We start from the raw sequence: 26,155 nt of genomic DNA on the forward strand, positions 1-26,155 counted from the left end.
TTTTATCGCCATCTCGAACATTCGGCAAGCGACGCCCAGCACTGGGGCAGCAAGGCTTTAAAGCGCGCCAAAGCAGGGCGAGGCCTCCTCCAACTGGTCAGACCAGTAAGACCATAAATGCGCTGCAAACCTTGATTCATGGCAGGTAATGACCGAATGGCATGCGCTGTGCACTGGAGACAGGCCAACACCTTTCGTTTCGCCCGGAGACTTCATATGACCAAGCGTTACAGCGCCCTGCTTACTGCACTGTTTGCCAGTCTGATGCTGAGCCAGACACCCGCCCACGCCAACGGCCTGGACGACGTTGTAGCGCGCGGCACCCTCAAGGTGGCCGTTCCGCAGGACTTCCCGCCATTCGGCTCGGTCGGCCCCGACATGAAACCGCGCGGCCTGGACATCGACACCGCACAACTGCTGGCCGACAAGCTGAAGGTCAAGCTGGAGCTGACCCCGGTCAACAGCACCAACCGCATTCCGTTCCTGACCACCGGCAAGGTCGACCTGGTGATATCCAGCCTGGGCAAGAACCCGGACCGCGAAAAAGTCATCGACTTCTCACGCGCCTACGCACCGTTCTACCTGGCGGTATTCGGTCCACCTGATTCGCCGGTCAAGGACATCGCTGACCTGAAAGGCAAGACCATCAGCGTCACCCGTGGTGCTATCGAAGACATCGAGCTGTCGAAAGTGGCTCCGGAAGGCGCGGTCATCAAGCGCTTCGAAGACAACAACTCCACCATCGCAGCCTATCTGGCCGGTCAGACCGACCTGATTGCCAGCGGCAACGTGGTGATGGTCGCGATCAGCGAGCGCAATCCCAAGCGCATCCCGGCACTGAAAGTGAAACTCAAGGACTCGCCCGTGTATGTCGGCGTGAACAAGGGTCAGCCGGAACTGTTGGGCAAGGTCGATGAGATTCTGAATGCCGCCAAGGCTGACGGCTCGCTGGAAAATGCTTCCCAGAAATGGCTGAAGCAACCGCTGCCTGCCGATCTCTGATCACTGCTTTCCGGTAACAGGATTCACCAATGGCTTATCACTTCGACTTTACACCGGTCCTGCAGAGCATCGATCTGCTGTTGCGCGGGGCTTTGTTCACGCTGGAACTGACGGCCATTGGCACCCTGCTGGGCGTCAGTCTCGGTATTGTCGGTGCCGTCGTGAGGGCCTGGAAGATTCAGCCTTTTGCGACGATCTTTGCCATCTATGTCGAGCTGATCCGCAACACACCGTTTCTGGTCCAGCTGTTCTTCATTTTCTTCGGTCTGCCGTCGCTGGGCGTGCAGATCACGGAATGGCAGGCAGCGGTGCTGGCGATGGTCATCAACCTGGGTGCCTACTCGACCGAAATCGTGCGGGCGGGTATCCAGGCGATTCCCAAGGGTCAGCTTGAAGCGTCGGCTGCGCTGGCAATGAACCGTTACGAAGCCTTTCGCCACGTGGTGCTGGTTCCGGCGTTGGGCAAGGTCTGGCCGGCACTGAGCAGCCAGATCATCATCGTCATGCTGGGCTCGTCGGTCTGCTCGCAGATTGCCACTGAAGAACTGAGCTTCTTTGCCAACTTCATTCAGTCACGCAACTTCCGCTCGTTCGAAACCTACATTGTGACCACGCTGATCTACCTGGCCATGGCGCTGCTGATCCGGCAACTGCTGGCCTGGATCGGGCGTCGCTACATCTCGAGGAACAGCTGATGGATTTCACCCTCTGGGACATCGTGCGCAATCTGCTGATCGGCCTGCAATGGACCGTGGCCTTGTCGCTGGTGGCCTTCATCGGCGGCGGGCTGATCGGCTTGCTGATCATGGGCATGCGCACCTCGGAGAAATCCGGCCCGCGCGTGACCGCGAAACTCTATATAGAACTGTTTCAGGGCACGCCGCTGTTGATGCAGTTGTTTCTAGTGTTCTTCGGCGTCGCCCTGATGGGCATGAACATTTCGCCCTGGGCTGCGGCGGCACTGGCCTTGACGCTGTTTACCAGCGCCTACCTTGCGGAAATCTGGCGTGGCTGCGTCGAATCGATTTCCAAGGGCCAGTGGGAAGCATCCGCGAGCCTGGCGCTGACCCCATTCGAGCAGATGCGTTACGTGATTCTGCCGCAGGCGTTGCGCATCGCGGTCGCGCCGACGGTCGGCTTTTCCGTGCAGGTGGTCAAAGGCACTGCAGTGACGTCGATCATCGGTTTCACCGAACTGACCAAGACCGGCAGCATGCTGGCCAACGCTACGTTCGAACCTTTCATGGTCTATGGCTTCGTTGCTCTGGGCTACTTCATCCTGTGCTACCCCTTGTCGCTGTGCGCGCGCCATCTGGAAAGGAGACTGCATGCCTCTGCTTAGAATTTCCGCCCTGCATAAATACTATGGCGATCATCACGTACTCAAAGGCATCGATCTGTCGGTCGAAGAAGGCCAGGTCGTGGCGATCATCGGTCGCAGCGGCTCGGGCAAAAGCACCCTGTTGCGCACGCTCAACGGTCTGGAGTCGATCAACGATGGTGTGATCGAGGTCGATGGCGAATACCTGGACGCCGCGCGCGCCGACCTGCGCACGCTGCGCCAGAAGGTCGGCATGGTGTTCCAGCAGTTCAACCTGTTCCCGCACCTGAGCGTGGGTGAGAACGTCATGCTTGCGCCGCAGGTCGTGCAGAAAGTACCGAAGGCCGAGGCCGCCAAACTGGCGAGGAAGATGCTCGAACGCGTCGGGCTGGGCGAGAAGTTCGACGCCTTCCCGGATCGCCTGTCCGGTGGTCAACAGCAACGCGTAGCGATTGCCCGAGCGCTGGCGATGTCGCCCAAGGTATTGCTGTGCGACGAAATCACCTCGGCACTGGACCCGGAGCTGGTCAACGAAGTGCTCAGCGTGGTGCGCCAGTTGGCAGCCGATGGCATGACCCTGATCATGGTCACCCACGAAATGCGCTTCGCGCGTGAAGTGGGTGACAAGCTGGTGTTCATGCACCAGGGCAAGGTGCACGAAGTGGGCGATCCGAAAGAACTCTTCGCCAACCCGAAAACCCCGGAACTGGCGAACTTCATCGGCACAGTGGAGCACGCCTGAGGCTGGACCTGGAAGCAGAGCGTCCGGAACGGCATGCGCACGCGGTGCATCGATAGTGGTCTTGCGCGCACCTATCGTTCCTCACGCTCCGCGTGGGAATGCATTTCGTGACGCTCCGCGTCACAGCTACATGCTGTATCGGACTGGACAGAAATCTTGGTGGGAGTGAGCTTGCTCACGAAGGCGTTGGTCCAAACACCATATCTCCGGGGGCTGCACCGGCCTCTTCGCGAGCAAGCTCGCTCCCACGAAGACTTGTGTGTAACGCTGAGCGCGGAGCATGTTGCGGGCACTTATCGTTCCTCACGCTCCGCGTGGGAATGCATTTCGTGACGCTCCGCGTCACAGCTACATGCTGTATCGGGCTGGACAGAAATCTTGGTGGGAGTGAGCTTGCTCACGAAGACTTTGGTCCAAACGCCATATTTTCAGGGGCTGCACCGGCCTCTTCGCGAGCAAGCTCGCCCCCACGAAAACTTGTGTGTAACGCTGAGCGCGGAGCATGTTGCGGGCACTCATCGTTCCTCACGCTCCGCGTGGGAATGCATTTCGTGACGCTCCGCGTCACAGCTACATGCTGTATCGGGCTGGACAGATATCTTGGTGGGAGTGAGCTTGCTCACGAAGACTTTGGTCCAAACGCCATATTTTCAGGGGCTGCACCGGCCTCTTCGCGAGCAAGCTCGCTCCCACGAAAACGTGTGTGTAACGCTGAGCGCGGAGCATGTTGCGGGCACTCATCGTTCCTCACGCTCCGCGTGGGAATGCATTTCGTGACGCTCCGCGTCACAGCTACATGCTGTATCGGACTGGACAGAAATCTTGGTGGGAGTGAGCTTGCTCACGAAGGCGTTGGTCCAAACACCATATCTCCGGGGGCTGCACCGGCCTCTTCGCGAGCAAGCTCGCTCCCACGAAGACTTGTGTGTAACGCTGAGCGCGGAGCATGTTGCGGGCACTTATCGTTCCTCACGCTCCGCGTGGGAATGCAGTTCGTGACGCTCCGCGTCACAGCTACATGCTGTATCGGGCTGGACAGAAATCTTGGTGGGAGTGAGCTTGCTCACGAAGACTTTGGTCCAAACGCCATATTTTCAGGGGCTGCACCGGCCTCTTCACGAGCAAGCTCGCTCCCACGAAGACTGTGTATTACGCTGAGCCCGGCGCATAGACACGATGGCGTCTTAGGGATACCTCTCGTTCTGCACGCTTTAGCGTGGCAATGCATTTTGGTGAAGCTCTGCGTCACATGGCATTGATAGCCATACGCCACGCGCGCGAGTAATACCGGGTATTTCCGGTGCCTGAACAGCTTCGCGTTGGCGGCAAGCATGGATCGTGGCACGATGGTCCGGTTATCGAACCGGATTTCCTGACCATGCCGCACTCAACACCCAAGAATTTTTCACTGATCGCCGCTATCGACCTGGGCTCCAACAGCTTTCATATGGTTGTGGCAAAAGCCAATCAGGGCGAGATTCGCATTCTTGAGCGCCTGGGCGAGAAGGTGCAGTTGGCCGCTGGCATCGACGAAGAGCGCCAGCTGACCGAAGAATCCATGCAACGCGGTCTCGACTGCCTGAAACGTTTCGCCCAGTTGATCAACGGGCTGCCGCTCGGTGCGGTACGCATCGTGGGCACCAATGCCCTGCGCGAGGCGCGTAACCGCAACGACTTCATTCACCGCGCCGAAGAAATCCTCGGCCACCCGGTGGAAGTGATTTCCGGCCGCGAGGAAGCGCGCCTCATTTATCTGGGCGTCTCCCACACGCTGGCCGATACCCCGGGCAAACGTCTGGTCGCCGACATCGGCGGCGGCAGTACCGAATTCATCATCGGCCAGCGCTTCGAGCCGCTGCTGCGTGAAAGCCTGCAGATGGGCTGCGTGAGTTTTACCCAGCGCTACTTCCGCGACGGCAAGGTGACACCGGCCCGTTATGCTCAGGCCTACACCGCTGCCCGTCTGGAAATCATGAGCATCGAACACGCACTGCATCGCCTCAAGTGGGATGAAGCGATTGGTTCGTCAGGCACCATTCGTGCTATCGGCTTGGCGCTCAAGGCCAATGGTTACGGCGCTGGCGAGGTCAACGCCGAAGGGCTGGCCTGGCTCAAGCGCAAGCTGTTCAAGCTGGGTGATGTGGAAAAGATCGACTTCGACGGCATCAAGCCCGACCGTCGCGCCATTTTCCCCGCAGGCCTGGCGATTCTCGAAGCCATCTTCGACGCCCTCGAACTCAAGCGCATGGATCACTGCGAAGGTGCCCTGCGTGAAGGCGTGCTGTATGACCTGATGGGCCGCCATCATCATGAAGACGTCCGTGAGCGTACGCTCAGCTCGCTGATGGAGCGTTATCACGTCGATCTGGAACAGGCGGCACGCGTCGAAGCCAAGGCGCTGCATGCACTGGAGCAAGTCGCCGAGAGCTGGGAATTACAGCACGAGAGCTACGCCGAACTGCTGAGCTGGGCGGCCAAGGTGCACGAAATCGGCCTGGACATCGCCCACTATCACTACCACAAGCACGGCGCGTACCTGATCGAGCACTCCGACCTGGCCGGTTTCTCACGCGAAGACCAGCAAATGCTCGCACTGCTGGTGCGCGGTCATCGCCGTAATATTCCCAAGGACAAGTTCGCCGATTTCGGCGACGAAGGCATCAAGCTGATTCGCTTGTGCGTGCTGTTGCGCTTTGCGATTCTGTTTCACCACATTCGCGGCACCCAAGAGATGCCACGTGTGGTGTTGCGTGCCGACGGCCCGAATCTGGACGCCGAATTCCCGAAAGGCTGGCTGGACAACAACCAGCTGACTCAGGCCGACTTCGCCCTGGAAGCGGAGTGGCTGACCCGAGTCGGCATCGTCTTCAGCGTACGCTGAGGACCGGGTTGCTCAGGCGCTCCAAAAGGGTCGCCTGGGCGCTTCGCGGGTTCTGATTACCGGTCGGCGTGCTGCGCACGTAACGCCCGTCCGGCTGCAACAGCCAGCTGTGGGTGTTGTCGGTCAGATAGCTTTCCAGTTCCTTTTTCACACGCAGAATCAGCTTCTTGCCTTCCACCGGGAAGCAGGTCTCGACGCGCTTGTCGAGGTTGCGCTCCATCCAGTCGGCACTCGACAGGAACATCTGCTCGTCGCCGCCGTTAAGGAAGTAGAACACTCGCGTGTGTTCCAGGAAGCGGCCGATGATCGAGCGCACATGGATATTGTGCGAAACCCCGGCGATGCCCGGACGCAGACAGCACATGCCGCGCACCACCAGATCGATGCGTACTCCGGACTGGCTGGCCTTGTACAACGCCCGGATGATCTTCGGATCGGTCAGCGAGTTGAACTTGGCGATGATGTGCGCAGGCTTGCCGTCGAGCGCAAATTGCGTCTCGCGGGCGATCATGTCGAGCATGCCTTTCTTGAGCGTGAACGGCGCATGCAGCAGCTTCTTCATGCGCAGCGTCTTGCCCATGCCGATCAACTGGCTGAACAGTTTGCCGACGTCTTCGCACAACGCGTCATCGGAGGTCAGCAAGCTGTAGTCGGTATACAGACGCGCGTTACCGGCGTGGTAGTTGCCGGTCCCGAGATGCGCATAACGCACGATCTCGCCCGCTTCGCGACGCAGAATCAACATCATCTTGGCGTGGGTCTTGAAGCCGACCACGCCGTAGATCACCACTGCACCGGCGGCCTGCAGACGGCTGGCCAGTTGCAGGTTGGACTCTTCGTCGAAACGCGCACGCAGCTCGATCACCGCAGTGACTTCCTTACCGTTACGCGCGGCATCGACCAGCGCATCGACGATTTCCGAGTTAGCGCCGCTGCGATACAGCGTCTGGCGTACCGCAAGCACGTGCGGGTCTTTTGCCGCCTGGCGCAGCAGGTCGACCACTGGCGTGAAGGACTCGAAAGGGTGCAGCAACAGGATGTCCTGTTTGCTGACCACGCTGAAAACGTTTTCGCTGTTCTGCAGCAGCTTGGGAATGGCTGGCGTGAACGGCGGGTATTGCAATTCGGGGTGGCTGTCCAGGCCGGTGATGCTGAACAGACGTGTCAGGTTGACCGGACCATTCACCTGATACAGCTCGGACTCGTTCAGGTTGAACTGCTTGAGCAGGTAGTCCGACAGGTGTTTCGGGCAGGTATCCGCCACTTCCAGACGTACCGCATCACCATAGCGACGCGAGAACAACTCGCCACGCAGTGCGCGCGCCAGGTCTTCCACATCTTCGGAGTCCAGCGCCAGGTCGGCGTTTCGGGTCAGGCGGAACTGGTAGCAGCCCTTGACCTTCATACCCTGAAACAGATCGTCAGCGTGGGCGTGGATCATCGACGACAGGAACACGAAGTTGTCGCCAGGCCCGCAGACATCTTCCGGCACTTTGATCACACGCGGCAGCAGACGCGGCGCGGGAATGATCGCAAGACCGGAGTCGCGCCCGAAGGCATCGATACCTTCAAGCTCGACGATGAAGTTCAGGCTCTTGTTGACCAGCAACGGGAACGGGTGCGTCGGATCGAGACCGATCGGGGTGATGATCGGCGCGATCTCGTCGCGGAAATAGCGTCGTACCCAGGCCTTGAGCTTGGCCGTCCAGTGACGGCGGCGAATGAAGCGGACCTGATGTTTCTCCAGTTCCGGCAGCAGAATGTCGTTGAGGATCGCGTACTGACGATCCACGTGACCGTGTACCAGTTCGCTGATCCTGGCCAGCGCCTGATGCGGCTGCAGACCATCGGCGCCCGCCTGTTCGCGGGCAAAGGTGATCTGTTTCTTCAGGCCCGCAACACGAATCTCGAAGAACTCATCGAGGTTGCTGGAGAAGATCAGCAGAAACTTCAGCCGCTCCAGCAATGGGTAGGACTCATCGAGCGCCTGTTCCAGAACCCGGATATTGAACTGCAGTTGCGACAGTTCACGGTGGATATACAGGCTGCTGTCGTCCAGGTTCGGGGCGACGATAGCGGGCACCGCAGCGGCGGGTGCCTCGATGGCCGGGATTACTTCGATGTCAGGTTCGACCACGGGCGTTGCCTCCGGGACATCGACTTGAACAGCGGCTTCGATGAGTGCTTCGGTATTCATGAATGTTCCTGTGAGGCTATTGCCCCTTCAACAGTTGAGCGGCGCGGACAGCAAAGTAGGTAAGGATGCCGTCGGCACCGGCGCGTTTGAAGGCAGTGAGGGATTCGAGAATCACCCCTTCACTCAGCCAACCGTTCTGGATTGCGGCCATGTGCATCGCGTATTCACCGCTGACCTGATAAACAAAGGTCGGCACTTTGAACTCATCCTTGACCCTGTACAGAATGTCCAGATAAGGCATGCCAGGCTTGACCATGACCATGTCGGCGCCTTCGGCAAGGTCGGCTGCCACTTCGTGCAGGGCCTCGTTGCTGTTGGCCGGGTCCATCTGATAAGAGGCCTTGTTGGCCTTGCCCAGATTCAGCGAAGAACCCACCGCGTCACGGAACGGACCGTAGTAGGCACTGGCGTACTTGGCCGAATAGGCCATGATCCTGACATTTACATGCCCGGCCAGCTCCAGAGACTCGCGGATGGCCTGAATGCGACCGTCCATCATGTCCGACGGCGCGACCACCTGAGCACCGGCATCGGCGTGCGACAGCGCCTGCTTCACCAGCGCGTCGACGGTGATGTCGTTCTGAACATAGCCCTCTTCGTCGAGGATGCCGTCCTGGCCATGGGTGGTGAACGGGTCCAGCGCCACATCAGTGATGACGCCCAGCTCCGGGAAACGGTCACGCAGGGCGCGGGTCGCGCGCTGGGCGATGCCGTCCGGGTTCCAGGCTTCGGCACCGTCGAGGGATTTCTTTTCCGGCGGTGTCACCGGGAACAGCGCCAGCGCAGGGATACCCAACGCGACCCAGTGTTCGGCTTCCTTGAGCAACAGATCCACACTCAAGCGCTCGACGCCAGGCATCGAGGCGATGGATTCACGACGGTTTTCACCATCGAGGACAAATACGGGAAGAATCAGATCGTCGACAGTGACAACGTTTTCACGCACCAGCCTACGGGAAAAGTCGTCGCGGCGATTACGGCGCAGACGAGTGAGAGGAAACAGGCGGTTGGCGGGGGTAAAGCTCACGGCGAGACTCCTGAGCCCGCTTACGCGGGCAAGCGCGACAGTTATAAGCCGCCATTATGACCAATGTGTGACAGTCATGGTTCGACCTGCGACTGCACGTCGCGGTCACGGCCTTCAAGGGGATACGACCATTGTGGTTGCAAGAATCTTTAACGTCGAGACACATATGGACACTTTCATGATTGCCTTGGGCGCGTTAGGCTGCGCGTTCATTTCGCCAGCATCCAGACAATGCTCCAGAATTTCTTGAACGAATTCGGCTACTTTGCCCTGTTCCTCGGCACCTTTTTTGAAGGCGAGACCATTCTGGTTCTTGCCGGATTCCTGGCGTTTCGCGGATACATGGACCTCAACATCGTCATCCTCGTGGCCTTTTGTGGCAGTTATGCGGGTGACCAGTTGTGGTATTTCATGGGGCGCAAGCACGGCCGCAAGCTCCTGGCGCGCAAGCCTCGCTGGCAACTCATGGGCGACAAGGCCCTGCGGCTGGTCCGCAAACACCCGGATATCTGGGTATTGAGCTTCCGCTTCGTGTACGGGCTGCGAACGGTCATGCCCGTGGCCATCGGCCTGTCAGGTTATCCACCCGGGCGTTATCTTCTGCTGAACGGTATCGGCGCAGCTGTCTGGGCTGCGGCGCTGGGTTCGGCTGCTTACCACTTCGGCGCGGTTCTCGAAGGCTTGCTGGGCAACGTCAAGAAATATGAACTCTGGGTGCTGGGCGCGCTGGTACTGCTGGGGCTGGCCCTGTGGATACGCAGACGCATCAAGAACGCCCGCATCGCCCGTGAAGAGCGTGCAGAAAAGAGCCGCTTCTGCGCATCGGCAGCGGCCTCCGACCTGGAAACGCCGGTCACCGTGCCCGTCGATCTGACGAAAAAGTCCGACGAATAAACTCCCCCGTACCTCTCCCGAGCGCAGGCTGACAGGCCTCGCTCGGCGACAGCGCACAGACGCTGCAGACCTCGCGACCACCACCCTCCCCATGCACCTTGTGCGCAGCCAGCAATCCCTCAACTGAACACTCGGCCCGCAAAGCGATCAACTGAACAGACAAATTAAAAGAAGCCTTAGGTTGCTCAAGCACAAGGAGCCGAAATCGATGCAGAAAAAAGTGGCTGTAATCCTCTCCGGCTGTGGCGTCTACGACGGTGCCGAGATTCACGAAAGCGTTCTCACCCTGTTGCGCCTGGATCAGCGCGGTGCGCAGGTTCAGTGCTTCGCGCCTGACATCACTCAGCATCACGTCATCAATCACCTGAGCGGTGAGGAAATGCCCGAGTCGCGCAATGTACTGGTCGAGTCTGCGCGCATTGCACGGGGCGAAGTGAAGGACATCCGCGAGGCGAATGCCGAAGACTTTGACGCCCTGATCATCCCGGGCGGTTTCGGCTCGGCAAAGAATCTTTCCGACCTTGCCCTGCAAGGCCATGCCTGCCAGGTCGAAGCCGGGTTGCTGGAGCTCGCCGAGGCGTTTGCCGAAGCCGGCAAACCGGTCGGGCTGATCTGCATCACCCCGGCACTCGCGGCCAAGATCTATGGTCCCGGCGTGACCTGCACCATCGGTAACGACCCTGAAACCGCCGCGGCCATCACCAAAATGGGTGGCAGTCATTCAGAATGCGCCGTCGATGACATCGTCGAGGACGAAGCGCGAAAACTGGTCAGCACGCCTGCCTATATGGTCGCCAAAAGCATCAGCGAGGCGGCCTCGGGCATCAATAAGCTGGTTGACCGTGTGCTGGAGCTGACTCACGAGGGCGATGCCTGACCGTCGCCCTGCCTGCAAAACACCGCCCGTCAGGCGAGCGGTGTTTTGCAGGCCGACCTTAGTGATCCATCCGGGCTTTATGCTGTACTGTACGCATGAACAGTATATGAGTAATGCCAGATGTCCAGCCTCTATCCGGTTCGTGGCCGAGGTACTGCCAGCAATCCGCATAACCGTTTCGCACCCAGTCAATCAGTGGCTGAAGACGATGGCTGGTATCAGGAAGTGCCACTCACGAAAGGCACCCAGGTTACCAGCGAAACAGCCAAAAGCATCATCACCCGCAACAGCTCGCCGGATATCCCCTTTGACAGGTCGATCAACCCTTACCGGGGCTGCGAGCACGGCTGCATCTATTGTTTCGCCAGACCCAGCCACGCCTATTGGGACATGTCTCCCGGCCTGGACTTCGAGACCAAGCTGATCGCCAAGACCAACGCGGCGGCGTTGCTCGAGCAACAGCTCTCCAAACCCGGCTACCGCTGCGCGCCCATCACCCTCGGGGCCAACACCGACCCCTACCAGCCGATCGAACGGGAGTACCGCATCACTCGGGCGACGCTTGAGGTGTTGCTGCGCTATCGGCATCCGGTCAGCATCATTACCAAAGGCTCGCTGATCCTGCGCGACCTGGATCTGCTGGCAGAAATGGCCAGGCTGCGGCTGGTGTCGGTCTTCATCAGCCTGACGACGCTGGATGACGAGCTCAAATGCATCCTCGAACCCAGGGCAGCGGCGCCCAAGGCTCGCCTGCGGGCCATTCGGGTATTGCGTCAGGCGGGTGTCCCGGTCGGTGTGCTGTGTGCGCCGATGATCCCGATGATCAACGACAGCGAGCTGGAGGCACTGCTGAGCGAAGCGAAGGCTGCGGGCGCCCTGAGCGCCAGCTACGTCATGCTGCGCCTGCCGCTGGAAGTCGCGCCGCTGTTCGACGAGTGGCTGAAGACACATTACCCGCAACGCGCCGATCATGTGATGAGTCTGATTCGTCAAAGTCGCGGCGGAGCTGTGTACGACAGCACATTTGGGTCTCGAATGCGTGGCGAAGGACCGTTTGCCGACCTGCTGGCTCAACGCTATGCCTTGGCAATCAAACGACTCGGATTGAACAAACGTGGTGGATTTGCACTCGATTGCGATGCGTTTTGTCCGCCGGGAGGACAAATGTCGCTGCTGTGACGAACTTGGTACTATCGTGCAAACCCGCGTCCCAGAGCCATCGCATTCAGTTTCGTTTAAGCTTCGGCGATTAGTCTGTTACTCGGAGTGTCATCAGCGATAGCGCTCAAGGGATTTGTTCGTGATGCCCTTTAGAGAGGGATCACATCCGGCTCTGGTCAAACAGGCATGAAGAATCCACATCAATTCGTCAGAGAGGATGAAGACATGACAGACATCGGTAAACAGCATTCGGCTACGTCGTCCAGCACATCAAGCCATTCAGACAGCGCCGACGTAGCGTTGAAACATATCGTCGATGGCTTTGTACATTTCCGTAACGAGGTCTTCCCCCAGCAGGAAGAGCTGTTCAAGAAGCTGGCGACTGCCCAATCGCCACGGGCCATGTTCATCACCTGCGCCGACTCGCGCATCGTGCCCGAATTGATCACCCAAAGTTCGCCTGGCGACCTGTTCGTCACGCGTAACGTCGGCAACGTCGTCCCGCCGTATGGCCAGATGAACGGCGGCGTGTCCACCGCTCTGGAATACGCAGTGGTTGCACTGGGCGTGCAGCACATCATCGTTTGCGGACACTCTGACTGCGGCGCCATGCGCGCAGTGCTCAACCCTGACAGCCTGGACAAGATGCCTACGGTAAAAGCCTGGTTGCGTCATGCCGAGGTTGCCCGCACGGTAGTCGAGCAGAACTGCAGCTGCAGCGGCGAACTGGAAACCATGCAGGTCCTGACTCAGGAAAACGTGATTTCCCAGTTGCAACACCTGCGCACCCACCCTTCGGTCGCAGCAAAAATGGCCAGCGGCCAATTGTTCATTCACGGCTGGGTCTACAGCATCGAAACCAGCGAAATCCTGGCTTATGACGCCGAGCTCGATCGTTTCATACCGCTCGACGGTTCGGGACCGACGCCGATGGCTTCACCGAAAGCACGCTTTTCAGCCGACTGATCACCAGTCCGACTGACGGCAAGCCCTTCTTTATCAGCTGATGGCGGCTGCGCAGGATGCGCGTCGCCCGTCTTGCCTCGTCTGAAGAATTCCGGAGAAGCGTCATGGGTATTACAGCATTGAAAACCGCTTTACCACGGGAGCTGCTCGCTTCCGTGGTCGTGTTCCTGGTCGCCCTGCCGCTGTGCATGGGGATTGCCATCGCATCCGGCATGCCTCCGGCCAAAGGTCTGATCACCGGCATCGTGGGCGGGCTTATAGTCGGCTGGATAGCCGGTTCTCCGTTGCAGGTCAGCGGACCCGCAGCCGGTCTGGCAGTACTGGTTTTTGAAGTGGTACGCGAGCACGGCATGGCCATGCTGGGTCCTATTCTGGTACTCGCCGGGTTACTTCAGCTGCTGGCAGGTCGATTCAAGCTTGGCTGCTGGTTCCGGGTCACGGCGCCTGCGGTGGTCTATGGCATGCTCGCCGGTATCGGCGTGTTGATCGTACTGTCACAGGCACACGTGATGTTCGACAGCGGTCCCAAACCTTCCGGGCTGGACAATCTGATCGCCTTCCCTTCCACACTGATCCAGGCCTTCGGACCAGGCACCGGCATGCAGGCCGGTATGCTCGGTCTGGGCACCATGCTGATCATGTGGGGCTGGGAAAAACTTCGTCCGCAGTCTTTGCGCTTCGTACCCGGCGCGCTGCTGGGCGTGGGTATCGCCACCGGCATCAGCCTGTTCATGGCCTTGCAGGTCAAGCGTGTCGAAGTGCCTGACAACCTGGCCGACGCCATCGACTGGCTTCGCCCGGCCGACCTGATGAACCTGGCCGACCCGGCCATTCTGGTTGCCGCTATCGTTGTGGCGTTCATTGCCAGTGCCGAAACGCTGCTTTCTGCCTCGGCAGTTGACCGCATGCACAGTGGCCAGCGTTCGGACTTCGACAAGGAACTCAGCGCTCAAGGCGTGGGCAACATGCTCTGCGGCGTGCTCGGTGCGTTGCCGATGACCGGCGTTATCGTGCGCAGCTCGGCCAATGTCCAGGCCGGTGCCACCACGCGCTTCTCGACGATCTTCCACGGCCTGTGGCTGCTGGCGTTCGTGTTGCTGCTGTCGAGCGTACTGCAGAGCATTCCGGTCGCGAGTCTGGCTGGCGTGCTGGTTTATACCGGTCTGAAGCTGGTCGACCTGAAAGCGTTTCGTGGTCTGGGTCGCTATGGCCGGATGCCGATGTTTACCTATGCGGCGACTGCCGTGGCGATCATCTTCACCGACCTGCTGACCGGTGTACTGGTCGGTTTCGGTCTGACCCTGGTGAAGCTGGCGTTCAAGGCATCGCGCCTGAAGATCAATGTGGTCGAACTGGCGGGCGAGAAGGAATTCGAGCTGCGTCTGGTCGGTGCCGCAACGTTCCTCAAGGTGCCGGCGCTGACTCAGGCACTGGGCACTATTCCGCAGGGCAGCACGGTGCATGTGCCATTGGGCAATTTGTCCTACATCGACCATTCGTGTCTGGAACTGCTGGAAGAATGGGGTCGTTCCAATGCCGCTCATGGCACCCGGTTGCTTATCGAATCGCGTGGCTTGAAGCGTCGTCTTGAAGGGCGGATCTACACGACAACGGGGATCGGCTCGGGCGCCGCCTGACAGTCGCTACCCTGTGATCACAGCTCTGGGACATGTGAGCCGGATGGGTCTTCGCGTAGCAGCGGAGCGATATCCGGCTCCTTCCATTGCGGGCGAAGACAGTGATTCGGGCCTCTGAATCAGACCGCGGAGCGCTCCAGCTCCAGGCCGACGCCCAATTGCCGTGACAGGCTTGGCCAGCGCTGCCAGGCCGCACCCGTTTCAGGGCTGATCAGCTTCTCGCGGTAGGCCTCGACCGAGTCCAGCGCGAAACTCTCCTCATCAAGCAGCTCATCGACAGCATGGTGAACCGCTTCGTCCAGCTGGTTGGCAAATTGCTCGCCGATCAACTGGTGGGCAATCACGCTGGCAACCGTGGTATTTGACGGTATCAGCGGCTGACCGAAATGCTTGATGTACAGGTCATTCACTTCCTCGACCAGCCGATGCGCCAGATAAGCCTCGTCCAACAGGCTTTCCAGGCCTTCATGCCCATCCATGATGGAAGGCGGGGCCGCGAAAAAATGCTCGGCGATTTTCAACACCGGCTTTATCTGCCCTTCGATCCCGGCGTGCAGCGCGACCTCATGGGCAGCGTCCAGCAGATCGGGGACCAGATCGATGTAGGCCGTGACAAAACGCGTGAGTACGTCTTTCGCGTCGACTTCCGGCAGGTGGATGGCGGGATGAAGATGTGGGAGCTTTTGTTCCAACTGTTGCAGCAAGTGGCCGGTCCGGGCCTCATGTTGATGGGCTAGTTGTATCTGCTCGCGCAATGCGGCGGTGTTCATGGCTGCTGGGACTCCTTGAGGCGTCAGACCCCATGGTTCGTTGATGGAGAGTCATACGTTAGCTTGCTTAACTAAATGCCTAAGACGGTTTTGCTATATGCAACTCACATTTAGATACATTTGCGCTATCAGGGTATATTTTGCTCAATTTTTGACCGAAAACGACTGCCTTCCCCCGGCGATGAGGGTGCGCTGCAGTTCGCGTTTTGAATAAGCAGGCTACTCTGAAGTCGCCCGCAGCTCTTTCGACACGCTGTCAGACATAAAAAGTGAGCCACGCATGAGCCAGCCTCTTTTGTCCAAACAGCTCGTTCTGCGTTTGACGTGTTTAATAGTGATCATATTGATGTGCGGATTGGCATTGCCGTCGCTTTACGGCGTGCTGACCGGACACAACGACAATGGCGTAGCGGGTCAGGACGCTTCACGCCAGATCGATGTGCTGTTCACTGCCGGCAATGCGGCTGGGATGACCTGGGCGTTCTACCCGCAGTCGCGCCAGATGCAGGTCCATCCCGGAGCGCTCAACGAGATGATCTTCATCGCGCAGAACCCGACCGACAGACCGATGAAAGCCCAGGCCGTACCGGGTATTTCGCCCGGAAAGGCCGCAGCGTGGTTTCACAAGACCGAATGCTTCTGCTTCACCCAACAGACATTACAGCCGGGCGAGCGCATCGAGATGCCGGTGCGCTTCATCGTCGACCGTGACATACCCGAGGATGTAAAACGTCTGACGCTGGCCTATACGCTGTTCGATGTCACCACGCCCTAGATCTAGGCTCGGTGCGCGATATAGGCCATCATCCCCGGCCGCATGCCGATCACTACCCGCGCCGACACCATGACCCGTACTCAGAAAACCGTTTTCATTGTTGCTGCCATTGTCGCCCTGCTTCTGGGCCTGATCCTCAGCCAGGTGCTGACTGGCCGCAACCCACAGGACCAGGCGGCGCTCAACGACGCCGGTATTGTGCTGCTCCCCAAAAGCCGCCAGTTACCGGCCCTGAGCATGACCGACCAGAACGGCGCGGCTGTAGCGCTTGATGGCTTGAAAGACCAATGGACGTTGATGTTCTTCGGCTACACCTTCTGCCCGGACATCTGCCCCACGACCCTGGCGCAGATCAAGCAGATCAGGACCGAGCTGCCCGAAGAGACAGTCAAGCGCATGCGGGTGGTACTGGTCAGCGTCGACCCGAACCGCGACACGCCGCAGCAGCTCAAGCAATACCTGGGCTACTTCGACCCGCAGTACATCGGCCTGACGGCACCTGTCGCTGATATCCAGACACTGGCCAATGCCGTGAGCATTCCGTTCATTCCCGCAGACACCAGCAAAGCGAACTACTTCGTCGACCACAGCGGTAATCTGGCTTTGATCGGCCCGGATGGTACGCAACGAGGCTTTATCCGCGCACCGCTGAACAATCAGAAGCTGGTGAAGCAATTGCCGGGGCTGCTGGAAAGGGATTAGGGCCTGTGAGATTCCTGCGGGAGTGACCGGGGCGGCGATCCGCATTGCTCACGACGACTTGGTCCAAACGCTCTATTTTCTGGAGGCTTTACCGGCCTCTTCGTGAGCAAGCTCGCTCCCACGACGCGCCTGTATAACTATGAGCGCAGAGCGTGGGAGCGATAAGGTGTTCCCGACGCTCTGCGTCACAAGGGACGCAGAGCACTGGCGCGAGAACCGCAAGGTACAATCGGATCAGAACGCCGGAACCACAGCGCCTTTGTACTTCTCGGTCAGGAATGTTTTCACTTCCGGGCTCTGCAAGGCGGCTACCAGCTTCTTCATCGCGTCCGAGTCCTTGTTGTCCGGGCGGGCCACCAGAATGTTCGCGTAGGGCGAATCGGCACCTTCGATGATCAGCGCGTCCTTGGTCGGGTCGAGCTTGGCACTCAGGGCGTAGTTGGTGTTGATCAGCGCCAGATCGACCTGAGTCAGGACGCGAGGCAGCGTGGCCGCTTCCAGCTCACGGAACTTCAGGTCTTTCGGGTTATTCACGACATCCGAAGGCTTGGACAGGATGTTGCCCGGCTCTTTCAGGGTGATCAGACCTGCCTTGGCCAGCAGCAGCAAGGCGCGGCCTTCGTTGGTGGCGTCATTGGGCAGGGCGACATTGGCGCCGTTGGGCAGCTCTGCCAGCGTCTTGAACTTGTCGGAGTAAGCGCCGAAAGGCTCGATGTGCACCTTGGCCACGGCCACCAGATCAGTGCCTTTGCCCTTGTTGAACTCATCCAGATACGGCTGGTGCTGGAAGAAATTCGCGTCCATACGGTTCTGCGACACCTGCACGTTAGGCTGAATGTAGTCATTGAACACCTTGATGTTCAAATCCACGCCTTCTTTGGCCAGGGTCGGTTTGACGAACTCGAGGATCTCGGCGTGCGGCACGGCAGAGGCCGCGACGGTCAGGGTTTCGTTGGCTTGCGCGGACAAGGCGGTGACAGCGGCGAATATGGCCAATAGTTTCTTCATGCAACAACTCCTTCGGGCCCGCACAGGCGGGCCAATACCAACGGATTCGATCAACGATGTGTGAAATGCGCGACCAGTCTGTCGCCGATGGTCTGCAGAATCTGCACCAGCACCAGCAACAATACGACCGTCACGAACATCACATCGTTCTGGAAGCGTTGATAACCATAACGAATCGCCAGGTCGCCCAGCCCGCCAGCGCCCACCGCACCGGCCATGGCCGTGAACGACACCAGCGCAATGGCGGTCACCGTGATCGCCGCCAGAATGCCGGGGCGCGCCTCAGGCAGCAGCGCCTTGACGATGATCTGCCGGGTCGTCGCGCCCATGGCCTGCGTGGCTTCGATGATGCCGCGATCCACTTCGCGCAAGGCGGTCTCTACCAGGCGCGCAAAGAACGGCGTGGCACCGGCGATCAGCGGCGGCAACGTGCCGAGGATGCCCAGTGACGTACCGGTAATGATCTCGGTCAACGGCATCATCACGATCAGCAGGATGATGAACGGCAGCGCGCGCAGCATGTTGACGATCACCCCGACCGTCGCATACAGCTGCTTGTGCTCCAGCAACTGACGCGGCGAGGTGAGAAACATCAGCACGCCCAGCGGCAGGCCGAGCAGGATGGTGAAACCGAGCGATACACCGAGCATGATCAGCGTGTCGCCAGTGGCCACCCAGATCTCGTACCAGTCGACATTGGAAAACAGGTTCAGAAAAGCGTCCATCAGCGCAGCACCTCCATATGAACATCAGCGGCGGTGAAGCGCGCGAAGGCGGCGTCCATGTCGCCGCCGGTGATGGCCAGCGTCAACTGCCCGTAAGGGGTGTCCTTGATGCGGTCGATACGACCGGCGAGGATGCTGTAATCGACGCCGGTTTCCCGCGCCACCGTGCCGAGCAACGGCGCGTAGGTGGCCTCGCCCTGAAACGTCAGACGCACGATACGGCCCTGAACGTGAGCGAAATCATCGCGCTGTTCGTTTTCGTCGACCTGCTCGTCTTCCTGCACAAAGCGCCTGGTGGTCGGGTGTTGTGGATGCAGAAACACATCAGCGACCCTGCCGTGCTCGACAATCACCCCGGCGTCCATCACGGCCACCTGATCGCAGACGCGACGAATCACGTCCATTTCATGGGTGATGAGCACGATGGTCAGCTTCAGCTCACGATTGATCTCGGCCAGCAGTTGCAAGACCGACGCAGTGGTCTGCGGGTCCAGTGCGCTGGTGGCTTCATCGCAAAGCAGGATTTTGGGTTTGGTAGCCAGTGCGCGGGCGATGCCGACACGCTGCTTCTGGCCGCCCGACAGTTGTGCCGGGTACTTTTTGGCGTGATCGGACAATCCGACCCGCTCCAGCAACTCGGCCACACGCTGGTCGATCTGCTTGCGCGGCATATCGCCTGCCAGGGTCAGCGGCATGGCGACGTTGTCGGCCACGGTTTTGGACGCCAGCAGATTGAAGTGCTGGAAAATCATCCCGACCTGTTGGCGGAAACGGCGCAGGCCATTGGCGTCGAGCGCAGTGACGTCTTCGCCATCGACCACGATCTGTCCACCACTCGGGGTTTCCAGGCGGTTGATCAGACGCAGCAAGGTACTTTTGCCCGCGCCGGAGTGGCCGATGATGCCGAACACCTGGCCACTGTCGACGCGCAGGCTGGTGGGGTGCAGGGCCGGTATTTCCTTGCCTGCCACCCGATAGGTTTTGTGGACGTTATGAAACTCGATCACGGAGCGAACCTTGTGGGGGCGCGTTAAAAAATCAGCGCAGTGGATCAATTCCACTTGCTTCGTTACCTCGGCCAGATTGAGCCGGGCGCGCATTTTAGCCTGTCCTGCCCGCTGTGCTTAGCATTTATTTGCAGGCTGTCCTGCGCAATGGACATAACACGACCGTTGGTGATCGCAGGTCGAAAATAAAAGGAACGGCTGTTTTTTGCTCCGGTCACTTCTTGGATACCGTGATTTCCCGCTTACGCCAGGGAAGTCGTATTCAGCGAACCCAACTCAATGATTGGGGCGAGATAAGGAGTCTCTGATGGCTAGCAAGAACGCACCACCTGTAACCCAAACGCCCAAGAGCGAATTGGCAGGTACCGACACCCTGGACCGTGGCAATACCAACGAGAAGCTGGAAAGCCTTGAGCAGTTCCGCTCGGACGCGACCCAGCAGGCCCTGCGCACCAATCACGGTGTCAAGATTTCCGATAACCAGAACACACTGAAAGTCGGCAGCCGCGGCCCATCGCTGCTTGAAGACTTCATCATGCGTGAAAAGATCACGCACTTTGACCATGAGCGTATTCCGGAGCGTATCGTCCACGCCCGCGGTACTGCAGCACATGGCTATTTCCAGACTTACGAAGACCACGGCGCCCTGAGTAAAGCAGGCTTCCTGCGCGATCCGGGCAAGAAGACCCCGGTGTTCGTGCGTTTCTCCACCGTTCAGGGCCCACGCGGCTCGGGCGACACCGTGCGTGACGTGCGTGGCTTTGCCGTCAAGCTCTACACCGACGAAGGCAACTTCGACCTGGTGGGCAACAACATGCCGGTGTTCTTCATTCAGGACGCCATCAAGTTTCCTGACTTCGTGCACGCGGTGAAACCCGAGCCGCATAACGAAATCCCTACGGGCGGCTCGGCTCACGACACCTTCTGGGACTTCGTCTCGCTGGTGCCGGAATCCGCGCACATGGTGCTGTGGACCATGTCCGACCGTGCGATCCCGAAAAGCCTGCGCACCATGCAGGGCTTTGGTATCCACACCTTCCGCTTCATCAACACCGAAGGTAAGTCGAGCTTCGTGAAGTTCCACTGGAAGCCCAAGTTCGGCGTGTGCTCGCTGGTCTGGGACGAAGCACAGAAGCTCGCCGGCAAGGACACCGATTTCCACCGCCGCGACCTGTGGGAGTCCATCGAGATGGGCGACTATCCGGAATGGGAACTGGGTGTACAGATCGTTGCCGAGGAGGACGAGCACAAGTTCGACTTCGACCTGCTCGATCCGACCAAGATCATCCCGGAAGAGCTGGTGCCGGTCACCCCGCTGGGCAAGATGGTCTTGAACCGTAACCCGGACAACTATTTCGCCGAAACCGAGCAGGTTGCCTTCTGCCCCGGCCATATCGTGCCGGGTATCGATTTCTCCAACGACCCGCTGCTGCAAGGTCGCCTGTTCTCCTACACCGACACGCAGATCAGCCGTCTGGGTGGGCCGAACTTCCACGAAATCCCGATCAACCGTCCGATTGCGCCGAACCACAACGGTCAGCGTGACGCACAGCATCGCACCACTATCGACAAGGGCCGCGCCTCCTACGAGCCGAACTCGATCGATGGCGGCTGGCCGAAAGAAACCCCTGCCGGCCCGGTAGATGGCGGCTTCGAGACCTACCCTGAGCGCGTTGAAGCGCACAAGGTGCGTGAGCGCAGCGAATCGTTCGGCGATCACTTCTCGCAGGCCACCCTGTTCTTCCAGAGCATGAGCCATCACGAGAAAGAGCACATCATCGCGGCCTACAGCTTCGAGTTGGGCAAGGTCGAGCGCGAGTACATCCGTGCCCGTCAGGTCAACGAGATTCTGGCCAACATCGATCTGGAGCTGGCCAAACGTGTAGCTGCCAACCTGGGCTTGCCAGCACCGACAGCCGGTACCGTACCTGCGCGTCAGACATCGGTAAAAGAGTCGCCGGCGCTGAGCCAGGTCAACCTGCTGTCTGGCGATATCGTTTCGCGCAAGGTTGCCATTCTTGTGGCTGACGGCGTCGACGGCAAAGCGGTCGAAGCCATGAAGGCTGCACTGACTGCCGAAGGCGCACACGCCAAGGTATTGGGCCCGACCTCCGCACCGGTCAAGACAGCTGACGGCAAGAGCCTGCCAGTGGACGCATCGGCTGAAGGCCTGCCTTCGGTAGCGTTCGACGCAGTGTTCGTGCCGGGTGGCAAGGCTTCGATCGAAGCCCTGAAAGGCGACGGCGTGGCATTGCACTTCATCCTGGAAGCCTACAAGCACCTCAAGGCCATCTCCTTTGCCGGGGAAGCCAAAGAGCTGTTGAGCCTGCTACGCCTGGAAGAAGATGCCGGGCTGCTGGAAGTGTCCGATAGCAAATCGTTCAAAGCGTTCTTCAACGCGATTGCTCAGCACCGTGTGTGGGATCGTGAAGTGAAAGCCAAGGCCGTTCCGGCTTGATCTGACGCTGCTACATCGCTCCCACGCTCCGGCGTGGGAGCGCCTTTCTGAACGTTCTCGCCCCCACATAGACTCCCCAACACTTCTCGTTCCTCACGCTCCGCGTGGGAATGCAGTTCTGGACGCTCTGCGTCCGCTTTGGAGGATCGACTCAGGGCTTCGCTGGCGTCAGGATGATCTGCGCTTTTTCATTGCGCTCGATCTGGCGACGCAATTGCAGCTCGAAATCCGGATTGGCCTTGACCACCCGCTTGGTCAGCAACGTGGCCAGCCACGGATAGTCTTCGGTGCGCGGCACCACCATCAGCACTTCACAGTTGAACGCTACGGTATCCGCCGCGATATCGTCCAGTTGACGACGCAATGCACGCATATCGCCGATCTTGAGTTCAATTGTCGTGCTTTCTGCCGACGGATCGATGAGCTTGGCAACCCTTCTGGCTTCGGCCGCCTTCAAATCCTCTTCGGCTTTTTCCAGCTCGGCCTTGCGCGCATGGGCAATGGCGCCGTTGACGCCGCTGGTCAGCGCCGGTGCCTTGGGCATCAGGGCGCGTGCGCGGCTCAGCGCAGAGGCCGCCGCGTTCATGTCACCCTTCTGCAGGCTGATCTGGCTGCGGCTCAGATAGGCTTCGGCCAAACGACGTTGAAAAGGCTCAAGACGGATGTCGGCAGGATTGGCAGCCTGCAACGCCGCCAATTGGTCCTCAGCCGTTGCCAGCTCATTACCGGCGATGTTCTGCTCAAGCTGAGCGAACGCGTCAGGCTGGGCCTCGGAGGCAGGCGTCTCGACAGTGGGCGCACTCTGGCAGGCACCCAGCAGGATGGAAAATGCGACAAGCAGCAGATAGCGTGGGGCGAACGGCTTCATTCCTGCGATTCTCTAGTTTGCGCAAAAAACGAGCAAGTCTACACCGCTCGCCTGGGTAGAACAAAGCTGAGCAAGAACAACGCTGCAGCGCAAACCACTATAGACGGTCCGGCAGGGGTGTCCTTGAACCACGACAATGATAGCCCGGCACACACGGCTATCACGCCCAACAGGCTTGCGCCCAGCGCCATTTGCTCCGGCGAACGGGCGTGACGCTGTGCCGCAGCCGCCGGGATGATCAACAGCGAGGTAATCAGCAGAACACCGACGATTTTCATCGCCACCGCGATCACCACGGCGATCAGCAGCATCAAGGTCATGCGCAGTGTAGCAACCGGCAGGCCCTCGACCCGCGCCAGTTCTTCGTGCACGGTCATTGCCAGCAGCGGGCGCCACAGCGCGACGATCAGCACCAAAACCAACGTGCTGCCGCCCAGAATCCAGCCCAGATCAGCCGGGCTGATAGCCAGCAGATCGCCGAACAGGTAGGCCATCAGGTCGATGCGCACTTCGTGCATGAAACTGAGCACCACCAGCCCCAGCGACAAGGTGCTTGGTGCCAGAATCCCCAACAGCGTGTCCGAGGCCAGCGGTTGGCGCTGTTGCAACGTGACCAGCAACACCGCCAGCAGCAGGCAGCCGAACGTCACCGCGATGGTCGGGCTGATATCCAGCAGGAAGCCCAACGCGACGCCGAGCAGCGCGGCGTGGGACAGTGTGTCGCCGAAATAAGCCATGCGCCGCCAGACCACGAATGATCCCAGCGGGCCAGCAACCACGGCCAGCGCAACGCCTGCGAGCAAGGCATACAGTAGAAAATCAGCCATGCTTGCAGCTGTCTCCGTGAACATGAGTATGAGGGAGGGACGCAGCGTCATTCACCACCGCGCCATGCAGATCATGGGCGTGGTCGTGATGGTGGTGATAAATCGCCAGGCTCTGCGCATTGTTGCCGAACAGCTCGACAAAGGCGGGGTCATGGCTGACCTGCTCGGGATGCCCGGAGCAGCAGACGTGACGGTTCAGACACACCACCTGATCGGTGGTGCTCATGACCAGATGCAGATCATGGGAAACCATCAACACGCCGCACTGGTGGCGGTCGCGCAGCCGGGTAATAAGGCTGTACAGCTCGGCCTGTCCGGCCACGTCGACACCCTGCACCGGTTCGTCGAGGACCAGCAACTCAGGCTTGCGCAACAACGCGCGCGCCAGCAGAACACGCTGCATCTCGCCACCGGAAATGCCTTGAATCGGGCTGTCGATGACTTTCCCGGCGCCGACTTCTTCCAGCGCCGACGCTGCGGCCGTGCGATCCACACCGGGCACCAGACGCAGGAAACGCAGCACCGACAGCGGCAGCGTCTGGTCCACATGCAGCTTTTGCGGCATGTAGCCGACACGCAGCCTCGGCTTGCGCCAGACGCTACCGGCGTCGGGCTTGAGCAGTCCGAGCACCGCACGCACCAGCGTGGTCTTGCCTGCACCGTTGGGGCCGATCAAAGTGACGATCTCGCCGGGTTTGACGCTCAACTGGATGTCATCCAGCACGTTTTGCCCGGAAAGCGTAACGGCGACCTTGTCCAGACGTATCAATGCATCCGACATCAAGCGGCCTTGCAGCCAGCGCACACGCCGACGATCTCGACCGTCTGGCCTTCGACCGCGAAGCCGACGCCTGCGGCGGCATCGACCACGGCATTGCTGATGGCCGGATGCTGCAGCTCGATCGCCGCATGACACAGGCGGCAAATCAGGAACTGGCCCTGATGCGCGTGGGTGGGATGGTTGCAGCCTGTGAAGGCATTGAGCGAGGCAATACGGTGCACCAGCCCGTTTTCCAGGAGGAAATCCAGCGCACGGTAAACGGTTGGCGGGGCCGCACGGCGACCGTCTTCATCACTCAGCACTGCAAGGATGTCGTAGGCACCCAGCGGCTTGTGGCTTTGCCAGACCAGTTCCAGCACGCGACGGCGCAAGGTGGTCAGGCGCAGACCCTGTTTGGCGCACAGCGCATCGGCTTCGGCGAGGGCCGAATGCACGCAGTGAGAGTGGTCATGGGGGCGACTGGCCAGGGGAGTATTGGGCATGAGCAGCGACGATATTGGCTAGAGACGTTATTATGTTACCCGTTCCTGGCTGATATGAGTGATTCGAGTGCGCCGTCTTTTAAATCTTGCTGCTGTTTTCTGGGTCAGCCTGCTGATCATCGCCCCTGCTCAGGCCGAGGTCCGAGTGCTGACCAGCATCAAGCCTCTGCAACTGATTGCAGCGGCTGTGCAGGATGGCGTCGGGACACCGGAAGTGCTTCTGCCACCGGGTGCCTCACCGCATAACTACGCGCTGCGCCCATCCGACGTACGGCGTGTACAGGAAGTCGAGTTGCTCTACTGGATCGGCCCGGACATGGAAACCTTCCTGCCGCGCGTCCTTCAGGGCCGCAAACTGCATGCAGTTGCCGTGCAGACGCTGCCGGGCATGCACTTGCGTCACTTTGGCGAAGACAATGCCTCGCATGATGACCACGAGCATGATCACGACAACGACGCAGACGAACATGACCACGACCACCGGCCCGGCAGTCTCGATTCGCACCTGTGGCTGTCGACCGTCAACGCGCGGGGGATCGCCGCAAAAATGGCCACTGACCTGAGCGCTGCCGACCCTGCCAATGCAGCACGCTACGCCAGCAACGCCGAGGCCTTCAGCAAACGCCTCGATACGCTGGACGGCCGTATCAAGCAGCGTGTCAGCGCAGTGGCAGGCAAGCCCTACTTCGTGTTCCACGAGGCCTTCGATTATTTCGAAGAGGCTTATGGGCTCAAGCATGCCGGGGTATTCGCCATCGCCGCCGAGATCCAGCCCGGCGCCCAGCACGTCGCCGCCATGCGCGAACGCCTGAAAGCTGCCGGCAAGACCTGCGTATTCAGCGAACCACCCCTGCGCCCGCGCCTGGCCGAAACCCTGAGCGCCGGCCTGCCGGTCAAACTGGCCGAACTGGATGGACTGGGCGGCTACACCCCGGCCACCGCGCAGGGTTACGAGCAAGTCCTGCAAAAGCTGGCGGATGATTTGGCAGGTTGCCTGAGCAGTCTCTGACTGCCACCGCCCACATCGCAGCACTGCTGTGTGACGCA

At 59.8% G+C, this 26,155-nt stretch carries 24 protein-coding genes; 14 read left to right on the forward strand and 10 right to left on the reverse strand.

Annotation, left to right across the window (positions count from 1 at the left end; all coding sequences use genetic code 11):
- Nucleotides 1-216 precede the first annotated feature (216 nt).
- The 5 genes from LCH65_RS15120 to ppx all read left to right on the forward strand — a co-directional run bounded on the left by LCH65_RS15120 (nt 217) and on the right by ppx (nt 5,946).
- Complete coding sequence (locus LCH65_RS15120) at nt 217-1,002, forward strand: transporter substrate-binding domain-containing protein (protein WP_003432256.1); 786 nt, start codon at nt 217-219, stop codon at nt 1,000-1,002.
- Nucleotides 1,003-1,031: 29 nt separating this feature from the next.
- On the forward strand, nt 1,032-1,697 hold the full coding sequence (locus LCH65_RS15125) for an amino acid ABC transporter permease (protein ID WP_003365831.1): 666 nt from the start codon (nt 1,032-1,034) through the stop codon (nt 1,695-1,697).
- The gene (locus LCH65_RS15130; RefSeq protein WP_032609283.1) at nt 1,694-2,344 is read left to right on the forward strand and encodes an amino acid ABC transporter permease; all 651 of its coding nucleotides are present in this window, start codon (nt 1,694-1,696) and stop codon (nt 2,342-2,344) included. The genes LCH65_RS15125 and LCH65_RS15130 overlap by 4 nt, the downstream gene beginning before the upstream one ends.
- On the forward strand, nt 2,331-3,065 hold the full coding sequence (locus LCH65_RS15135) for an amino acid ABC transporter ATP-binding protein (protein WP_003432251.1): 735 nt from the start codon (nt 2,331-2,333) through the stop codon (nt 3,063-3,065). The genes LCH65_RS15130 and LCH65_RS15135 overlap by 14 nt, the downstream gene beginning before the upstream one ends.
- A 1,378-nt stretch (nt 3,066-4,443) precedes the next feature.
- A complete protein-coding gene (gene ppx, locus LCH65_RS15140) occupies nt 4,444-5,946 on the forward strand; it encodes an exopolyphosphatase (protein WP_003367359.1) in 1,503 nt (500 codons plus the stop codon).
- Here ppx and ppk1 read toward each other — a convergent pair.
- Nucleotides 5,933-8,143, reverse strand: coding sequence for a polyphosphate kinase 1 (ppk1, locus tag LCH65_RS15145; protein ID WP_003432250.1), 2,211 nt, complete (start codon nt 8,141-8,143; stop codon nt 5,933-5,935). The genes ppx and ppk1 overlap by 14 nt on opposite strands.
- Before the next feature lie 16 nt (nt 8,144-8,159).
- Nucleotides 8,160-9,170, reverse strand: a complete 1,011-nt coding sequence (hemB, locus tag LCH65_RS15150; protein ID WP_003317357.1) for a porphobilinogen synthase — start codon at nt 9,168-9,170, stop codon at nt 8,160-8,162.
- Between the two features lie 231 nt (nt 9,171-9,401).
- On the opposite strand from hemB, the gene LCH65_RS15155 reads away from it, so the two are divergent.
- The 5 genes from LCH65_RS15155 to LCH65_RS15175 all read left to right on the forward strand — a co-directional run bounded on the left by LCH65_RS15155 (nt 9,402) and on the right by LCH65_RS15175 (nt 14,705).
- Nucleotides 9,402-10,064, forward strand: coding sequence for a DedA family protein (locus LCH65_RS15155; protein ID WP_003367362.1), 663 nt, complete (start codon nt 9,402-9,404; stop codon nt 10,062-10,064).
- 208 nt (nt 10,065-10,272) lie between these two features.
- A complete protein-coding gene (gene elbB, locus LCH65_RS15160) occupies nt 10,273-10,941 on the forward strand; it encodes an isoprenoid biosynthesis glyoxalase ElbB (protein WP_003432245.1) in 669 nt (222 codons plus the stop codon).
- A 120-nt stretch (nt 10,942-11,061) separates the two neighbouring features.
- Entirely contained in the window at nt 11,062-12,120 is a 1,059-nt protein-coding gene (locus tag LCH65_RS15165) for a PA0069 family radical SAM protein (RefSeq protein ID WP_103736019.1), read from the forward strand.
- A 207-nt stretch (nt 12,121-12,327) separates the two neighbouring features.
- Nucleotides 12,328-13,068 (forward strand): carbonic anhydrase, encoded by a 741-nt coding sequence (locus tag LCH65_RS15170; protein ID WP_003432243.1) that lies wholly within the window; start codon nt 12,328-12,330, stop codon nt 13,066-13,068.
- A gap of 104 nt (nt 13,069-13,172) precedes the next feature.
- Nucleotides 13,173-14,705, forward strand: a complete 1,533-nt coding sequence (locus LCH65_RS15175) for a SulP family inorganic anion transporter (RefSeq protein WP_003432242.1) — start codon at nt 13,173-13,175, stop codon at nt 14,703-14,705.
- A gap of 119 nt (nt 14,706-14,824) precedes the next feature.
- On the opposite strand, the gene LCH65_RS15180 is transcribed toward LCH65_RS15175, so the two are convergent.
- Nucleotides 14,825-15,475: a hypothetical protein gene (locus LCH65_RS15180; RefSeq protein WP_003367366.1), complete on the reverse strand. Its 651-nt coding sequence runs from the start codon at nt 15,473-15,475 to the stop codon at nt 14,825-14,827.
- Between the two features lie 280 nt (nt 15,476-15,755).
- Here LCH65_RS15180 and LCH65_RS15185 point away from each other — a divergent pair, with 280 nt between their 5' ends.
- Both LCH65_RS15185 and LCH65_RS15190 read left to right on the forward strand, forming a co-directional pair.
- Entirely contained in the window at nt 15,756-16,250 is a 495-nt protein-coding gene (locus LCH65_RS15185; protein ID WP_054081229.1) for a cytochrome c oxidase assembly protein, read from the forward strand.
- Between the two features lie 69 nt (nt 16,251-16,319).
- Nucleotides 16,320-16,952, forward strand: coding sequence for an SCO family protein (locus tag LCH65_RS15190; protein ID WP_054081334.1), 633 nt, complete (start codon nt 16,320-16,322; stop codon nt 16,950-16,952).
- 234 nt (nt 16,953-17,186) lie between these two features.
- Here the strand turns inward: LCH65_RS15190 and LCH65_RS15195 are convergent, their stop codons facing one another.
- From LCH65_RS15195 to LCH65_RS15205, 3 genes are read right to left on the reverse strand one after another with little or no spacing between them, the layout of a single operon-like run.
- Nucleotides 17,187-17,960: a MetQ/NlpA family ABC transporter substrate-binding protein gene (locus LCH65_RS15195; RefSeq protein WP_003432230.1), complete on the reverse strand. Its 774-nt coding sequence runs from the start codon at nt 17,958-17,960 to the stop codon at nt 17,187-17,189.
- Nucleotides 17,961-18,010: 50 nt separating this feature from the next.
- Nucleotides 18,011-18,685: a methionine ABC transporter permease gene (locus LCH65_RS15200; protein ID WP_003317371.1), complete on the reverse strand. Its 675-nt coding sequence runs from the start codon at nt 18,683-18,685 to the stop codon at nt 18,011-18,013.
- Nucleotides 18,685-19,692, reverse strand: a complete 1,008-nt coding sequence (locus LCH65_RS15205; RefSeq protein WP_003317372.1) for a methionine ABC transporter ATP-binding protein — start codon at nt 19,690-19,692, stop codon at nt 18,685-18,687. The genes LCH65_RS15200 and LCH65_RS15205 overlap by 1 nt, the downstream gene beginning before the upstream one ends.
- 307 nt (nt 19,693-19,999) lie before the next feature.
- Between LCH65_RS15205 and katE the strand changes: the two genes are divergently transcribed.
- A complete protein-coding gene (katE, locus tag LCH65_RS15210; RefSeq protein ID WP_003367375.1) occupies nt 20,000-22,150 on the forward strand; it encodes a catalase HPII in 2,151 nt (716 codons plus the stop codon).
- Between the two features lie 151 nt (nt 22,151-22,301).
- Here katE and LCH65_RS15215 read toward each other — a convergent pair whose 3' ends face one another.
- The 4 genes from LCH65_RS15215 to LCH65_RS15230 are packed head-to-tail and all read right to left on the reverse strand — an operon-like array spanning nt 22,302 to nt 25,108.
- Nucleotides 22,302-23,018, reverse strand: a complete 717-nt coding sequence (locus LCH65_RS15215) for a PA5502 family lipoprotein (protein ID WP_054081227.1) — start codon at nt 23,016-23,018, stop codon at nt 22,302-22,304.
- Between the two features lie 38 nt (nt 23,019-23,056).
- Nucleotides 23,057-23,845, reverse strand: coding sequence for a zinc ABC transporter permease subunit ZnuB (znuB, locus tag LCH65_RS15220; protein WP_003432227.1), 789 nt, complete (start codon nt 23,843-23,845; stop codon nt 23,057-23,059).
- Nucleotides 23,838-24,626 carry a zinc ABC transporter ATP-binding protein ZnuC gene (gene znuC / locus LCH65_RS15225; RefSeq protein ID WP_003367380.1) on the reverse strand — a complete coding sequence of 263 codons (789 nt, stop codon included), beginning with the start codon at nt 24,624-24,626 and terminating at the stop codon, nt 23,838-23,840. The genes znuB and znuC overlap by 8 nt, the downstream gene beginning before the upstream one ends.
- On the reverse strand, nt 24,626-25,108 hold the full coding sequence (locus tag LCH65_RS15230) for a Fur family transcriptional regulator (RefSeq protein WP_003425978.1): 483 nt from the start codon (nt 25,106-25,108) through the stop codon (nt 24,626-24,628). The genes znuC and LCH65_RS15230 overlap by 1 nt, the downstream gene beginning before the upstream one ends.
- 67 nt (nt 25,109-25,175) lie before the next feature.
- Here LCH65_RS15230 and znuA point away from each other — a divergent pair, with 67 nt between their 5' ends.
- Nucleotides 25,176-26,117 carry a zinc ABC transporter substrate-binding protein ZnuA gene (gene znuA / locus LCH65_RS15235; protein WP_226439587.1) on the forward strand — a complete coding sequence of 314 codons (942 nt, stop codon included), beginning with the start codon at nt 25,176-25,178 and terminating at the stop codon, nt 26,115-26,117.
- The last annotated feature ends 38 nt before the right edge of the window (nt 26,118-26,155 follow it).

The sequence above is a fragment of the Pseudomonas sp. MWU16-30316 genome, assembly GCF_020515645.1.
Classification (GTDB): domain Bacteria; phylum Pseudomonadota; class Gammaproteobacteria; order Pseudomonadales; family Pseudomonadaceae; genus Aquipseudomonas; species Aquipseudomonas cerasi.

Excerpts from the sequence above, each read along its gene's own strand:
- LCH65_RS15120 (WP_003432256.1), top strand. The coding sequence starts at position 217 with ATGACCAAGCGTTACAGCGCCCTGCTTACTGCACTGTTTGCCAGTCTG.
- LCH65_RS15185 (WP_054081229.1), top strand. The coding sequence starts at position 15,756 with ATGAGCCAGCCTCTTTTGTCCAAACAGCTCGTTCTGCGTTTGACGTGT.
- ppx (WP_003367359.1), top strand. The coding sequence starts at position 4,444 with ATGCCGCACTCAACACCCAAGAATTTTTCACTGATCGCCGCTATCGAC.
- znuC (WP_003367380.1), bottom strand. The coding sequence starts at position 24,626 with ATGTCGGATGCATTGATACGTCTGGACAAGGTCGCCGTTACGCTTTCC.
- elbB (WP_003432245.1), top strand. The coding sequence starts at position 10,273 with ATGCAGAAAAAAGTGGCTGTAATCCTCTCCGGCTGTGGCGTCTACGAC.
- katE (WP_003367375.1), top strand. The coding sequence starts at position 20,000 with ATGGCTAGCAAGAACGCACCACCTGTAACCCAAACGCCCAAGAGCGAA.
- LCH65_RS15195 (WP_003432230.1), bottom strand. The coding sequence starts at position 17,960 with ATGAAGAAACTATTGGCCATATTCGCCGCTGTCACCGCCTTGTCCGCG.
- LCH65_RS15190 (WP_054081334.1), top strand. The coding sequence starts at position 16,320 with ATGACCCGTACTCAGAAAACCGTTTTCATTGTTGCTGCCATTGTCGCC.
- LCH65_RS15200 (WP_003317371.1), bottom strand. The coding sequence starts at position 18,685 with ATGGACGCTTTTCTGAACCTGTTTTCCAATGTCGACTGGTACGAGATC.
- LCH65_RS15170 (WP_003432243.1), top strand. The coding sequence starts at position 12,328 with ATGACAGACATCGGTAAACAGCATTCGGCTACGTCGTCCAGCACATCA.
- LCH65_RS15175 (WP_003432242.1), top strand. The coding sequence starts at position 13,173 with ATGGGTATTACAGCATTGAAAACCGCTTTACCACGGGAGCTGCTCGCT.
- LCH65_RS15180 (WP_003367366.1), bottom strand. The coding sequence starts at position 15,475 with ATGAACACCGCCGCATTGCGCGAGCAGATACAACTAGCCCATCAACAT.
- LCH65_RS15125 (WP_003365831.1), top strand. The coding sequence starts at position 1,032 with ATGGCTTATCACTTCGACTTTACACCGGTCCTGCAGAGCATCGATCTG.
- LCH65_RS15135 (WP_003432251.1), top strand. The coding sequence starts at position 2,331 with ATGCCTCTGCTTAGAATTTCCGCCCTGCATAAATACTATGGCGATCAT.
- LCH65_RS15165 (WP_103736019.1), top strand. The coding sequence starts at position 11,062 with ATGTCCAGCCTCTATCCGGTTCGTGGCCGAGGTACTGCCAGCAATCCG.
- LCH65_RS15155 (WP_003367362.1), top strand. The coding sequence starts at position 9,402 with ATGCTCCAGAATTTCTTGAACGAATTCGGCTACTTTGCCCTGTTCCTC.
- LCH65_RS15230 (WP_003425978.1), bottom strand. The coding sequence starts at position 25,108 with ATGCCCAATACTCCCCTGGCCAGTCGCCCCCATGACCACTCTCACTGC.
- ppk1 (WP_003432250.1), bottom strand. The coding sequence starts at position 8,143 with ATGAATACCGAAGCACTCATCGAAGCCGCTGTTCAAGTCGATGTCCCG.
- znuB (WP_003432227.1), bottom strand. The coding sequence starts at position 23,845 with ATGGCTGATTTTCTACTGTATGCCTTGCTCGCAGGCGTTGCGCTGGCC.
- LCH65_RS15215 (WP_054081227.1), bottom strand. The coding sequence starts at position 23,018 with ATGAAGCCGTTCGCCCCACGCTATCTGCTGCTTGTCGCATTTTCCATC.